Origin of the sequence: Limnohabitans sp., assembly GCF_046052765.1 — a bacterium.
In the GTDB taxonomy this organism is placed as follows: Bacteria; Pseudomonadota; Gammaproteobacteria; order Burkholderiales; family Burkholderiaceae_C; genus Limnohabitans.
Genome location: NZ_JAVLFQ010000090.1, coordinates 1 through 12,498 on the forward strand (window position 1 = coordinate 1; position 12,498 = coordinate 12,498).

Sequence of the window (12,498 nt, forward strand, 5' to 3'; positions counted from 1 at the left end):
CGCTTGAGTCCAACCATCCCAGGTGTGCAAACTAGACGAGGTTCCGTGCAACAAAATCAGTGGCATTGGGTCGTCACGCAGACCTTCGTCTCGAAAGTGAACTTTCATCCCGTCAACCAATACAAATTGAGAAGGCGGCTGCGCCCAGCGCTGCGACAAATCTTCGGCTGATCGGTCCGGTGCCCAAATGGAGACAATACCGCCAATAGCAATGACAAATGCTACGAAAAGCACAAGACCGAAAACTTTGATTTTTTTCATGGACTCTTTTAGAAGTGATTAACCAGTTTAGCGAGTCTTCCTTTCTCAGTGGAGTCCCTGCAAGAATTGATTAAGATGCGATTCCAGTCAACGCCTTTAAAGTAATTTCATGTCCACATCCAAAGTCTGCTTGGTCATAGGTGCTGGTGACGCAACGGGTGGCGCTGTAGCCAAACGATTCGCGCGAGAAGGTTTCACTGTTTGCGTGACCCGCAGAACCCTTGAAAAATTAAAGCCATTGCTTGATCAAATTCAACAATCAGGCGGCGTTGCATTTGGATTCGCTTCAGATGCACGCAAAGAAGATGAAGTCATTGCGCTGATAGAGCACATTGAGTCCAACATCGGCTCAATCGAGGTGATGGTTTTTAATATTGGTGCCAACTCACCCAGTAGCATCTTGACCGAGACTGCCCGCCGATACACAAAAATGTGGGAGATGGCTTGTTTAGCTGGTTTTTTGAATGGGCGCGAGGTTGCCAAGAGAATGGTTGCCAGAACCCCTCACAACGAGCCACACATTGGCGGCACCAGCCAAAAAGGAACCCTCATTTTTACGGGCGCTACGGCTTCGCTTAGAGGCAGCGCAAACTTCGCTGGGTTTTCAGGCGGGAAGATGGCCTTGCGTGCCTTAGCGCAAAGCATGGCACGCGAGCTGGGGCCTATGGGTATCCATGTGGCACACACCATCATTGACGGCGCCATTGATACAGAATTCATACGCACACTTTTTCCTGAGCGCTACGCATTAAAGGATCAGGGTGGAATCCTCAATCCTGACCACATCGCAGATGCCTATTGGATGCTGCACCAACAGCCCAGAGACGCTTGGACGCACGAGCTCGATTTGCGGCCCTATATGGAAAAGTTCTGATTAAACTTTAAGGTGAAAAATTATGGCAAAAACATTTGATTATTATTTTGACTTTGGCAGCTTGGCTACTTATTTGGCCCACACCCAGATGGACAAAATAAAGGCGGAAACAGGAGCGAGTCCTGTATATCTTCCGATGCTTCTGGGAGCGGTTTTTAAGGCTACTGGAAACGCATCGCCTGCCAGTGTGCCTGCCAAGGGTAAGTACATCTTTGTTGACTTCAAGCGTTTTGCCGACAACTACGGCGTTCCACTTGAAACAAACCCTTTCTTTCCGATCATTACCACCACCCTCATGCGCATGGTCACAGGATTGCAAATGCGCTCCGATGCTCGTATGCATGAATTCATGGACACCATTTTCAAAGCCATTTGGGTCGATGCACTGAACCTTAATGCACCCGAGGTGGTTGAGCAAGTTCTGCGAGAAGCGCACTTTGACCCCGTCGAGCTACTTCAGTTGGCAAACGAGCAAGCCACGAAAGATAGACTCAAAGATATCACCACCCAAGCGGTCGACCGGGGCGTCTTTGGAGCCCCCACTTTTTTTGTTGGCCAAGACATGTTTTGGGGGCAAGATCGGATTGAGCAACTTAAAGCTGCTCTTCGTGCTTGAATACGAATACATAAAAAAAGCACTTGTATCGCTGCAAGTGCTTGTTCTATAACCAATAAATTGGTGGGCGATGCAAGTTTCGAACTTGCGACCCCTGCAGTGTGAAGACTCCTTTAGACCACTAATTTCTTCAATGAATTCATTGTGTTAGCTGCTTTCTGGTAACTCAAAGTAGTATAGAAGTAGTATGGTTAACAGAATAAAAAGTTTGGTTTTTTAAACCTGTAAATAACTTATAGGAATAAAAGCGTAAAGACTCTTTACGCTTGTGCGTTTTGAACTCTCACCTAACCCGTTTACAAGTCGCGGGACAAGTCAAAGTATATGGAGTTTTCGCTATGCAATAGACTGCAAGACATTGCCAATCCATTAAAGGAGGTCACTATGTGCAGATGGGTTGCTTATGCTGGTCCAGAAATTTACCTAGAAGACTTGGTATTTCACCAAGAGCACTCGATAGTGAGTCAAAGCCTTGCTGCTAACCAATCTAGTTGGGTCACCAATGGCGATGGATTTGGTGTTGCTTGGTACACCCAGCGCACCACGCCTGGACTATTTAAAGATGTACTGCCAGCCTGGAACGATGCCAATCTTCGGTCGCTTGCAGCACATATTCGAACAAGTTTGTTTTTCGCTCATGTACGCGCTACCACTGGCACTGCGGTCAACAGAAGCAATTGCCATCCGTTTATTTGGCAAAACTGGACCTTCATGCACAACGGAAAGATTGGCAATTGGCATAACTGCCGCAAAGATGTAGAAGACTTAATTGACCATGTGCACTACCCACACAGAGAAGGCACCACAGACAGTGAAGCTTTATTTTTAGTGGCACTTAGCAAAGGCCTAATTAATGATCCTATCTCTGCACTGCAAGCAACATTACGTGATGTAACCGGCATCATGGAAAAACACAACTCAAATGATCCTATGCGGATATCTTGCGCACTGACCAATGGCAAAGAAATGTGGGCATTTAGATATTCAAGTGACGATCAGTCACCAAGTATGTACTTTGGTTCCCCGCATACGCGAGCCAGCGAAGCAGGCTCCAACCCAATCACAACCATTGCATCGGAGCCATCAGATTCTGATGCTGGACACTGGTTCAAAGTTGAAGAACGAAACGGTATCCATTGGACTGAGCAAGGTTTACAGCATTTCAAAATAACTGTCTAACAGCTTAAAAGAAATGCTAAGTGGCGACCCTTGCAGAAGTTGAAACCGCTTCGAATGAAAAGCAAACCTATTCTCAATATGTAACAAATATATATTTGTGCATTACTTAAGATGAGAGTAAATTTTCTTGGCTGAATCAGACGAAAAATAAATAGTTGATAAAAACTGACGTCGGCCCTCCTCCGTCGCTACTGTTGTGTGTGCAGGAAAATGAATAATCGCCCATTCTGCGGATAGGGCATGACTAAGTGATGGGCCAAAACTCGAAGTAGCACTCGCCATAATATCGGATTCATTAAGTAGAACAGTGGCCCAGTCAACATCCCATTGAAAAGAACGATCCTTTACCCGCAAATGATTATCCTTAACAAGTGCGAAGTCCGAACGCATGATGATTATTTTTAATCTTTCTATCCACAGTTGACTTAAATGCACTGATTTTAAAAAAGGTAAAAGAGCATCAATCGAAGCAGTTTCAATATCAGATGGAAATCTATTAGTGCGTCCAGGATGGCGAAAGTCATGAGATATTGCAGCAAGCAATAATGCCGCCTGCCATGTCGGATCTCGCCTTACGCCGCCTAATGCCTCTAAATGACACTGAAGCGTCATACAGGTTATTGAATCAGCAAAATGCAGCCTATTGTGATAACAAGGTTCTTCCGTACCTATGCCGCAACCTTTTTCTAACTCAATTTGATGAGCTATGCACATTGCCGCATTTAGCAATGAATTTATTTCTGCGTCTGTTATTTCCTCACTGAAATTGAGAAAAGATATGCACTTACTAAGTATTAAAGGTAAACCTAGCCAACCCTCTGACCAAGAATGTCGCAAATAGGATAGGGATGAATGTAAACACTCCCCTGCATCAGTAATGCGGGTATCTAAATAGTTAGAGAAATTTGAGGACATTGAGCTCGGACTCAATGATTGCGAAGAACATTATTCATACTTTGCTGGAGTAGCAATGCCTCCAATACCGTCACCAAAAGTGGAGATTGAGCCAGAAGTATTTCGGAAGCCTGAGTAGCACTTATTCTTTTACAAATCACTTTGCCTTTTGCCCTTGCAGTAGCTGAACGAATTCCATCTGGCAAGATTGCTGCCTCCCCAAATGACTGCCCAGTATTCGCGCTGGCAAATACTTTTCCCTGCAGATCAATTAACTCAACTACTCCTTTTTCTATGAAATAAAGATGTTGAGCCAAATCACCAACTTTAAAAATGACATCACCATCTTCTAAAGTTTGAACTTCAAAATTATCCATACAAGTTTTCCAATACTTTTTTAAGGAATTAAGCAATTATTCGGTTGATAATTGTTTTCAAAATTGCTTTAACTTCTGGCGGAAGTCTGGAGATAGTAGCGTCGATTTTATGTAAGGGAATCACGCAGGCCAAAACAGCAGTCGTGGTTATGACATTCATACTAAAGGGTTGGTTGATTAGACCTTCCGCCAAACCGATTACTGAGCCAGGCCCAAGGCGATAAATGCTGTCACCTTTGACGGCAACTAAATTACCTTGAGTTATCAGATAAGCAAAATCGACTTGACTGCCAGAGGACATAATTTTTGTTTTAGGTTCAAACAGTTTTGTGTCAAGCAAAGGAGATCTGGAAATTGATAAAAATAATCGCATATCGCTTTTAAGAGAACCAGATCGTAAGGACTCCATTTCAAATTCAGGATTTATGTCACTTGAACCAGGATTAATCTCGCGGACGATTGAAAAACTGGCTTTATATGAAGGTAGATTAGACATACTAAATTTAATTAATTTTAAAAAATAAAAAAAACTTTCTAAAGAATAAATGCATATCTCAGCAAATATTTTAAATTCCAATGGTCTGATATAAAGCTTATCAAATCTATGCTCAATCAAGTAAACTAAGAATTGATGGAAAATGCAATAGCGGATAAATCATCTCTTCTGAGTTCTGTACCACGCCAATCACTTACAGTTTGAAGCAAAAATTGCAATAAATTAGATGGGCTTGCTGATCTATTTTTGTCAACAAATTCCATAAAACGCTTTGGGCCAAAGGCAATATTCTTCGGCCCTCCAGGCTGATCAAAAATACCATCCGACGCCATACAAAACATACGATATCCGTCCAGCGGAATTTCAAATTCCTCAAGAGGCGTGTAAGGTGTAATTCCTGGGTAGCCTAATGCAGATTTTTCCCCTGCAATTCGAAGGATTTGGTCATCACCTCGGGGCACCACAAAACAATTGTTTCGTGCGCCAGAGAATATTAATTTTCGATTCGATAAATCAATCTTACATAATCCCGCATCAAATCCATCATTTGAATCGCACTCCAGTGAATTTTGATTTAAAGCGTCGCGGACTAAATTACCAAGCCGCGCAAGCGCAACGCCAGGTTGTATTTGTGCGTCCTCTGCATAAATACGATTCAATATACTCAATACCATCATAGACATCAAGGCTCCAGGTACGCCATGACCAGTACAGTCGATCAAGCCGACCGTAAAGTGGTTATTTCCTATGTCCTCAGATCTCCAATAAACGTCCCCACCGACTATGTCACGAGGCTCCCAAATTACTCCTACATCCGAAAAACCAACTTGTAGGTTCTTTTTCGTAGGTAATAAACTTTTTTGAATTCGACCAGCGTATCTAACGCTGTCGATCAACTCTTCATGAAGTTCTGACATTTCAAGAGCACGGCGAGAGTTAGATTCAACCAAATAATTTAGTGTGTCAGTACAGGCACCAACACCAGCAAAACTTCCATCGCGCGTAATAATAAAACCGCCTTCACTCAAAGGTAATCCTTCCTTTAAGAAAGTTGACGCCACTTCATCAATAGATATACTTTCATCAAAACTTAGGAATTTGTCCACCATCGCAGCACTAACACTTCGATTTTGAATTACTGAGTAATGTAGGGGATTTGATGCCAACATTAATGCCGATTGTTTTTCAATCAGTCCTATTGCATCTCCATTAACTCCCATGACTGGGACAACTACAGCATTTTCGTCTTTCCGTAAGGCTTCAATTAAGTTTCCGCATTTTTCATTGATACTCACGGACCATTGAGTGCGCAGAATACTTCCAACATTTTTTTCAATCATTTTTATGGCCCTCCAGTAAAGACAATACGCTTCTAAGACTTGTAATTAAGTCAAGTCGATCTGGCAAACTCAATTGATGAGTATTTATAAGTACTTGGTCGTAACCAGGAATGTGCAAGGTAATTGGAGGTGTATCAATTTCTCCATCATCCAGTAAACGACGAACGCTGTATGTGCGAACTGGATTTTTAATACCCTTGAGAGTTACTAAATCTTTTTCGTCAGCAACAACAAAATCTTTTATCAAACCATAAGTTTCAGAGGAGATTAGCACACCAGAGGGTTCGCACAGGCTTTCAATTCGTGCCGCTAAGTTAACTTCTCCTCCGATAATGGTATAGGACATTCTGGTTGTGCTGCCAAAATTACCGACATTGCACCAACCAGTGTTTATACCGATACGTGTTAAGAACGGATATTGAAGTCCTTCAGTCATCCATTCAGCATTGAGTTCCGATAGACGTAACTGCATTTCAACGGCCATTCTTACACAGGCCAAGGCATCCTCCATTTCCCCCTTAGATTCTGGATCACCAAAAAAGATCATCATTGAATCACCGATGAATTTGTCTATCGTTGCACCGTGCCTCATTGCGATATCAGAGAGCTCTGAACAATATTTATTGACATAATATGTCAGTGCCTCAGGTTGTAGGCTTGCTGAAATCTCGGTAAATCCTTTGATATCTGAAAAAAATACAGTTAATAATTTTCTTCTTGTTTTTAACTCTAATGCATAGTCACCTGCAAATATAGATCTATATATTTGCTTTGGTAGATAGCGAGAAAGTTGTTCTGCCACAACCTCCATTTTCTTTTTTTCAATAGATAGTTCATGAGAAATAGTCTGTAAACGATGCTCATTTTTATCACTGATACGGATCATCCGAGAAAAATTTTTGAAAAGCTTTGAATATTGAGTCAACAGTTCTTCAAATTCCTCTTTTCTTACAATTTTTTCACTTGTAGCTATTTCCTGAAAATAAATCAGGACAGATTCTTCATTTTGAAAGTTAAATTGATTCATTTCAAAGATGTAATCAAGATCAAGAATATTCAATCAATTCGAATTTTGCATAACTAAGCTCCTCTGAAAATTCTTCACCAAGCTCTTTCATATTGTCATCATCAAATATGAAGTACCACTCAACTTTCACCTGATTTCCTTTATTTGCTGAGTCTTCAATTGCAGTAAAAAGATCCATTAACACTTTCGCTGAAGAACTATTAAAGTACTTAAATTTGAATTTACAGATAACTTCATCTTGGTGTTTAAGAGCCAAAAATTCAAGAACTTGTGCAATTGGAATTTCATAAAACTTTTTTGTATCTTCAGGGTAGGACTCCCCCTCAATTTCAAAAATACGCCTTGATACATCAAGGCTGACTTTTGGCGTTCGTTGTGCAGCCGATATTTCAATATTTTTCATACTTAATATTAGAAGTGAGCTTCGAATGTAAAAAAATCAAAACCATCTTTGAAATTTTTGATAATGTCATATTCCCAATTACCGTTTGCTTCACGTGCAATTGATATAAAACCAACACCAGCGCCTTTAGAACCTTCTGGCGGACCGTCACGTAATTGCTGCCTCATTAATACACCCAGTTGTTTGCGATCCAATCCTCGAATTGATTCCAACTGTTCTGAAATTCTCACAGTATCAATACTCTGAATAATATTGCAACAGTTTACAAAGTATCGCCCATCTGGATGGATCCCAATTGCTACCAAACCATATGGCAGAACAATAGCTTCAGGGGTATTTAATTCATCATGAAGCGGTACCTCAGGGGAGGTTTCTGCTGAATAGCGGATGACATTTTGCACTTGCTCTACAAACGAAGAGAAAACTGCACGGGATATTTTCTCATCCGTACGATCAGTAATCATTTTGATTCGAAGGGCGTTACCAATGCCATACAGAATATCTTCATTTAAGTAACCGCTATAAGAAAAAACTATTCCACGATCACTAAGCTCTTTTCGAAAATTAATGTAAGACTGACCATCAAGTTTAGTTAATGCTTTCATAAACTGATTTATGTTGTATTGACAAATAATATTTTCCGATAGCAATATTTTACTGTTAATTGCCTTTCAAAAGCAAGGCCCGAAGCCTTGACTTTACAGCCATTCGCCTTCTTGAACTTACGCAAAAACCTGTCGAAGGTTGTTTTGAAAACAAGGAGATCGCTCGCTTCATCTATCAAAATCAAACAGACTTCTATAACAAATTTATAAACATTATTGAGACTGTATCTATGGATAAGTAGTTAACTCTCTCTTACTTATTAGATTTCTGCTTTGCTCACGCGGCGTGAGCATATGAAAATTGTTACAAAGATACCATTAGGATATTTACTTTGTATTGATTATTAGTAATTATATTTTTATCGTCTAAAAATTTGCTTCCTAGGGAAGCATATAAAGTTTTCTGTGAAAGTAAATCGTGAAAAGCACTTAAACAGTTGATTTATATATAAAAAAAAGTAGTGGTGCGTGGTGAGGGTTTCGAACCCCCGACCCCCGCCGTGTGAAGGCGATGCTCTACCACTGAGCTAACCACGCTATGCTGATACCAACATTAGGTATTTTGACACAAATCCAATTTCACAAGAGACGAATGAAGCCTAGAGAAGTCTTTGATTTGAAGAACCAATTCAAGCCGATGCTTGTCTCCATATCGTTTTACCGCCGCTGGCTTTGTCAATCTCATCGAGTAATTTTTCATGGCTCAACAATTCGTCAGCCGTCGCTTGAATGACAGGTAATTTGAAATGACTGTAATCTTTTTTGGTTGTATTGAAAATACCGGCGTTGTTGTCTTCACCCTCCATCAACAAGGCATCTTGACCGCGGGTCAGGTTGATATAGACATCGGCCAGCAATTCTGCATCCAGCAAACCGCCGTGTAATGTGCGTGCTGCATTGCTCACTCCAAGACGTTCACACAAAGCGTCCAACGAATTGCGTTTGCCTGGGTATAGCTCCTTGGCCATGGCCAGCGTATCCAGCACACTATTGACATGTTCTTTGAATACTGGTTTGCCATTGCGTTGCAATTCGGCATTCAAAAAACCGACGTCAAATGGCGCATTGTGAATAATGATTTGAGCATCTTGCACATAAGCCAGGAATTCTTCAACAATATTTTCAAAGCGAGGTTTATCGCTTAAAAAATCGGTGCTGATGCCGTGCACCTTCATCGCATCTTCATGAATATCGCGATCTGGATTCAGGTAGTGGTGAAAATTATTGCCAGTCAATTTACGGTTGATCAATTCCACGCATCCAATTTCAATGATGCGATCGCCTGCCTCTGGCGACAGGCCAGTGGTTTCAGTATCGAGGACAATTTGTCGCATGGAGTTCAGTGGTTTTCTTTGGCATGGTTGATGGTGTAGCGCGGAATCTCGATCACCAAGTCCTGCTGCGCAACCAGTGCTTGACAACCCAATCGCGAATTAGGTTCCAGACCCCAAGCTTTATCTAACAAATCTTCTTCCTCCTCCTGCGCGTCATTCAAACTGGCCATGCCTTGACGCACAATGACATGACAGGTGGTGCAGGCGCAACTCATGTCGCAGGCATGTTCAATATTGATACCGTTGTCCAGCAAGGCCTCACAAATACTGTTACCGGGCAAAGTATGTATGTCTATGCCTTCAGGACAAAGTTCAACGTGCGGAAGAATTTTGATAGTTGTCATCACATGGCCCCGATATGTTTACCAGCCAACGCTTTGCGTATGCCGTCGTTCATGCGTGCCGCAGCAAAAGCCTCGGTTCCTTTAGCCAAAGCTTCTGTCGCAGCCTCAATGGCAGCTGGCGTCTCAAGCGATTTTGCGGTCAACACTTCAGCCATCAAACCTCGAATGACCGATGCCTCATCTACCGTGAGCAAATGTTCGTCAGCGTTTAAAGCACTTTGCGCGGCCAGCCACATGCGGTCGGCCTCGAGCCTAGCTTCGGCCAAGGCACGCGCGTTCTTGTCGTACTCGGCGGTATGAAAACTGTCTTGCAGCATGGTGGCAATTTGATCATCTGACAAGCCGTAGCTTGGCTTGACATTGATCTGTGCTTGCACGCCGCTGTTGGTCTCAATCGCATTCACGCTCAGCAATCCATCCGCATCGACGGTGAAGGTCACACGTATGCGCGCAGCACCGGCAGCCATGGGCGGAATACCGCGTAACTCAAAACGCGCCAGGCTGCGGCAATCAACCACCAAATCGCGTTCGCCCTGCACCACATGCAAGGCCAAAGCAGTCTGTCCGTCTTGGTAAGTGGTGAAGTCTTGCGCCATCGCGGTAGGAATGGTCTGGTTACGCGGAACAATACGTTCTACTAAACCGCCCATGGTTTCTATACCCAAAGACAATGGGATGACATCCAGCAACAGCAATTCACCGTTGGGATTGTTGCCGCTCAATTGATTGGCTTGAATAGCCGCGCCCAAGGCAACCACTTCGTCTGGGTTGACATTGTTTAAAGGTTGGCATTGCAACAATTCACCAACCGCCGATTGAATATGCGGCATGCGCGTGGAACCACCGACCATCACCACACCATGAATATCAGACGCTTGAATACCGGCGTCACGCATGACTTTTTTCACGGCTTGCAAAGTTTGGCGTGTCAAATGCTGTGTGCTCGCTTCAAAAGCTGCGCGTGTCACGAGGTGGCTGATAGGACCGTCGCTGAGTTCTAATTGCAAGAGATGTTCTGTGTTGTCGGACAAAACTTCTTTGCCATGACGTGCTGCTGTCAACATGCGCGACTTGTCTGAGGCGTTATTCAATGAACGGCCAGTCGCAGACAAAACATTTTCGACCACTGCGCGATCGTAATCATCTCCACCCAAGGCGGAGTCGCCGCCTGTGGCCATGACTTCGAACACGCCTTTGCTCAAGCGCAAAATAGACACATCGAAAGTACCGCCGCCTAAGTCGTAGACAGCGTAAATGCCTTCGCTGCCATTGTCTAGTCCGTAGGCGATTGCAGCGGCTGTGGGTTCGTTGATGAGCCGCAATACATTCAGGCCAGCCATTTGCGCTGCGTCTTTGGTGGCTTGGCGTTGAGCGTCATCGAAATAGGCGGGTACCGTGATGACTGCGCCATAAATCTCATCGTCAAAAGTATCTTCAGCGCGTTGACGCAATGTCGCCAGTATTTCTGCACTGATTTCGACTGGCGACTTTTCACCTTCACGCGTTTGCAGACTCAACATACCAGGCTTGTCTAACAATTCGTAAGGTAGCCCAGCGACATTGGCTATATCGGCGACACCACGCCCCATGAATCTTTTGACCGAGACAATGGTGTTGAGCGGGTCTTGCGCCTGCGCTGCCAGCGCTTCGTGACCGATGGCACGTTTACCGTTACCTAAATATTGAACTGCCGACGGCAATATCACCCGTCCTTGTTGGTCTGGCAGACATTCGGCAACGCCGTTACGCACACTGGCAACGAGCGAATGCGTAGTGCCGAGGTCTATGCCAATGGCGATACGCCTGGCGTGCGGATCGGGAGCCTGACCGGGTTCGGAAATTTGCAACAAAGCCATCTGCGTGAAATCTTTTTTAGTTATTGTTTAAGCGGTCTAGGCGGGAATCCAAGTCTTGTTCAAATCGCTCTATAAACATGAGCGCACGAACAGTGTGTGAAGCATTTATCCAATCTGCGTGCAAATCAATGTCTTGTGCACATTGTTGCAGAAGCTTTTTTTTCTCATCAATCATCTGATGCTGCAAGGCTTCAATAGCGACAACATCTGGTGCTTCATCGAGTTCTTCCCGCCACTGCATTTGTTGCATCAAAAAAGTGTGTGGCATAGCTGTATTGTCTTCGGCACGAATCGGCGCACCATTTATTTCACACAAATAAGCGGCGCGGCGTAACGGATTTTTTAAACGCTGATAGGCCTCGTTGACGCGGACTGACCATTGCATAGCCAATCTCTTGTCAGCAGCACTTTGTGACACGAACTGGTCAGGGTGGACTTGTCGTTGTAGCTGCTTCCATTGCCGATCCAGTAAAGCGGTATCGATTTGAAAACAGATAGGCAAGCCGAATAATTCAAAGTCGCTGCTAGCAAGTGTCAGCGCAGCCGAGACTAACCCTTCGCTCACCATCAAACCCGGAAAGATTCACCACAGCCGCAACGGTCACGTTCGTTGGGATTGTTAAATTTAAAGCCTTCATTAAGACCTTCACGGACAAAGTCGAGTTCCGTGCCTTCCAGATAAGGCAGGCTTTTGGGGTCAATCAGAATTTTCAGACCATGAACCTCGAACACCACATCTTCAGGCGCAAGTTCGTCTACATATTCCAGTTTGTAGGCCAGCCCTGAGCAACCCGTGGTTTTGACACCTAAGCGCACACCAACGCCCTTGCCTCTTTTACTGAGGTAGCGGTTCACATGCCGTGCGGCAGCTTCGGTCATAGAGACTGACATA

Annotated in this window: 16 protein-coding genes and 1 tRNA gene; 3 read left to right on the forward strand and 14 right to left on the reverse strand. The window is 43.7% G+C overall.

The window, feature by feature from the left end:
- On the reverse strand, positions 1–261 hold a 261-nt coding region (locus tag AC9UG7_RS12545; protein WP_509588366.1), incomplete at its 3' end, for an alpha/beta fold hydrolase.
- A gap of 109 nt (positions 262–370) precedes the next feature.
- Between AC9UG7_RS12545 and AC9UG7_RS12550 the strand changes: the two genes are divergently transcribed.
- From AC9UG7_RS12550 to AC9UG7_RS12560, 3 genes are all read left to right on the forward strand, one after another.
- Positions 371–1,135 carry an SDR family oxidoreductase gene (locus AC9UG7_RS12550; RefSeq protein ID WP_509588369.1) on the forward strand — a complete coding sequence of 255 codons (765 nt, stop codon included), beginning with the start codon at positions 371–373 and terminating at the stop codon, positions 1,133–1,135.
- Positions 1,136–1,157: 22 nt separating this feature from the next.
- The gene (locus tag AC9UG7_RS12555) at positions 1,158–1,751 is read left to right on the forward strand and encodes a 2-hydroxychromene-2-carboxylate isomerase (protein ID WP_509588372.1); all 594 of its coding nucleotides are present in this window, start codon (positions 1,158–1,160) and stop codon (positions 1,749–1,751) included.
- A gap of 384 nt (positions 1,752–2,135) precedes the next feature.
- The gene (locus AC9UG7_RS12560) at positions 2,136–2,930 is read left to right on the forward strand and encodes a class II glutamine amidotransferase (RefSeq protein ID WP_509588374.1); all 795 of its coding nucleotides are present in this window, start codon (positions 2,136–2,138) and stop codon (positions 2,928–2,930) included.
- A gap of 102 nt (positions 2,931–3,032) precedes the next feature.
- Here the strand turns inward: AC9UG7_RS12560 and AC9UG7_RS12565 are convergent, their stop codons facing one another.
- From AC9UG7_RS12565 to iscA, 13 genes are all read right to left on the reverse strand, one after another.
- Complete coding sequence (locus AC9UG7_RS12565) at positions 3,033–3,845, reverse strand: hypothetical protein (protein ID WP_509588376.1); 813 nt, start codon at positions 3,843–3,845, stop codon at positions 3,033–3,035.
- Between the two features lie 11 nt (positions 3,846–3,856).
- Positions 3,857–4,201 (reverse strand): cyclic nucleotide-binding domain-containing protein, encoded by a 345-nt coding sequence (locus AC9UG7_RS12570; RefSeq protein ID WP_509588378.1) that lies wholly within the window; start codon positions 4,199–4,201, stop codon positions 3,857–3,859.
- Positions 4,202–4,229: 28 nt separating this feature from the next.
- Positions 4,230–4,817, reverse strand: a complete 588-nt coding sequence (locus AC9UG7_RS12575) for a cyclic nucleotide-binding domain-containing protein (protein WP_509588381.1) — start codon at positions 4,815–4,817, stop codon at positions 4,230–4,232.
- 5 nt (positions 4,818–4,822) lie between these two features.
- The gene (locus AC9UG7_RS12580) at positions 4,823–6,037 is read right to left on the reverse strand and encodes a PP2C family protein-serine/threonine phosphatase (protein WP_509588383.1); all 1,215 of its coding nucleotides are present in this window, start codon (positions 6,035–6,037) and stop codon (positions 4,823–4,825) included.
- Positions 6,030–7,064 carry an adenylate/guanylate cyclase domain-containing protein gene (locus AC9UG7_RS12585; RefSeq protein ID WP_509588385.1) on the reverse strand — a complete coding sequence of 345 codons (1,035 nt, stop codon included), beginning with the start codon at positions 7,062–7,064 and terminating at the stop codon, positions 6,030–6,032. The genes AC9UG7_RS12580 and AC9UG7_RS12585 overlap by 8 nt, the downstream gene beginning before the upstream one ends.
- 19 nt (positions 7,065–7,083) lie before the next feature.
- The gene (locus tag AC9UG7_RS12590; protein ID WP_509588387.1) at positions 7,084–7,467 is read right to left on the reverse strand and encodes a DUF1987 domain-containing protein; all 384 of its coding nucleotides are present in this window, start codon (positions 7,465–7,467) and stop codon (positions 7,084–7,086) included.
- An 8-nt stretch (positions 7,468–7,475) separates the two neighbouring features.
- Entirely contained in the window at positions 7,476–8,072 is a 597-nt protein-coding gene (locus tag AC9UG7_RS12595; RefSeq protein WP_509588389.1) for a SiaB family protein kinase, read from the reverse strand.
- 462 nt (positions 8,073–8,534) lie between these two features.
- Positions 8,535–8,609: transfer RNA gene (locus AC9UG7_RS12600), tRNA-Val, on the reverse strand.
- Between the two features lie 92 nt (positions 8,610–8,701).
- Positions 8,702–9,406, reverse strand: coding sequence for a DNA polymerase III subunit epsilon (gene dnaQ, locus AC9UG7_RS12605; RefSeq protein WP_509588391.1), 705 nt, complete (start codon positions 9,404–9,406; stop codon positions 8,702–8,704).
- 5 nt (positions 9,407–9,411) lie between these two features.
- Positions 9,412–9,750: an ISC system 2Fe-2S type ferredoxin gene (gene fdx / locus AC9UG7_RS12610; RefSeq protein ID WP_509588393.1), complete on the reverse strand. Its 339-nt coding sequence runs from the start codon at positions 9,748–9,750 to the stop codon at positions 9,412–9,414.
- On the reverse strand, positions 9,750–11,606 hold the full coding sequence (gene hscA / locus AC9UG7_RS12615; protein ID WP_509588395.1) for a Fe-S protein assembly chaperone HscA: 1,857 nt from the start codon (positions 11,604–11,606) through the stop codon (positions 9,750–9,752). The genes fdx and hscA overlap by 1 nt, the downstream gene beginning before the upstream one ends.
- Before the next feature lie 16 nt (positions 11,607–11,622).
- Positions 11,623–12,144: a Fe-S protein assembly co-chaperone HscB gene (gene hscB / locus AC9UG7_RS12620; RefSeq protein ID WP_509588659.1), complete on the reverse strand. Its 522-nt coding sequence runs from the start codon at positions 12,142–12,144 to the stop codon at positions 11,623–11,625.
- A gap of 29 nt (positions 12,145–12,173) precedes the next feature.
- Positions 12,174–12,497 (reverse strand): iron-sulfur cluster assembly protein IscA, encoded by a 324-nt coding sequence (gene iscA, locus AC9UG7_RS12625; protein ID WP_509588397.1) that lies wholly within the window; start codon positions 12,495–12,497, stop codon positions 12,174–12,176.
- Position 12,498: the final 1 nt, after the last annotated feature.

Bases quoted from the DNA above. Each gene is read 5' to 3' on its own strand.
- AC9UG7_RS12550 (WP_509588369.1), top strand. From the start codon at position 371: ATGTCCACATCCAAAGTCTGCTTGGTCATAGGTGCTGGTGACGCAACG.
- AC9UG7_RS12555 (WP_509588372.1), top strand. From the start codon at position 1,158: ATGGCAAAAACATTTGATTATTATTTTGACTTTGGCAGCTTGGCTACT.
- AC9UG7_RS12560 (WP_509588374.1), top strand. From the start codon at position 2,136: ATGTGCAGATGGGTTGCTTATGCTGGTCCAGAAATTTACCTAGAAGAC.
- AC9UG7_RS12565 (WP_509588376.1), bottom strand. From the start codon at position 3,845: ATGTCCTCAAATTTCTCTAACTATTTAGATACCCGCATTACTGATGCA.
- AC9UG7_RS12570 (WP_509588378.1), bottom strand. From the start codon at position 4,201: ATGGATAATTTTGAAGTTCAAACTTTAGAAGATGGTGATGTCATTTTT.
- AC9UG7_RS12580 (WP_509588383.1), bottom strand. From the start codon at position 6,037: ATGATTGAAAAAAATGTTGGAAGTATTCTGCGCACTCAATGGTCCGTG.
- AC9UG7_RS12585 (WP_509588385.1), bottom strand. From the start codon at position 7,064: ATGAATCAATTTAACTTTCAAAATGAAGAATCTGTCCTGATTTATTTT.
- AC9UG7_RS12590 (WP_509588387.1), bottom strand. From the start codon at position 7,467: ATGAAAAATATTGAAATATCGGCTGCACAACGAACGCCAAAAGTCAGC.
- AC9UG7_RS12595 (WP_509588389.1), bottom strand. From the start codon at position 8,072: ATGAAAGCATTAACTAAACTTGATGGTCAGTCTTACATTAATTTTCGA.
- dnaQ (WP_509588391.1), bottom strand. From the start codon at position 9,406: ATGCGACAAATTGTCCTCGATACTGAAACCACTGGCCTGTCGCCAGAG.
- fdx (WP_509588393.1), bottom strand. From the start codon at position 9,750: ATGACAACTATCAAAATTCTTCCGCACGTTGAACTTTGTCCTGAAGGC.
- hscA (WP_509588395.1), bottom strand. From the start codon at position 11,606: ATGGCTTTGTTGCAAATTTCCGAACCCGGTCAGGCTCCCGATCCGCAC.
- iscA (WP_509588397.1), bottom strand. From the start codon at position 12,497: ATGTCAGTCTCTATGACCGAAGCTGCCGCACGGCATGTGAACCGCTAC.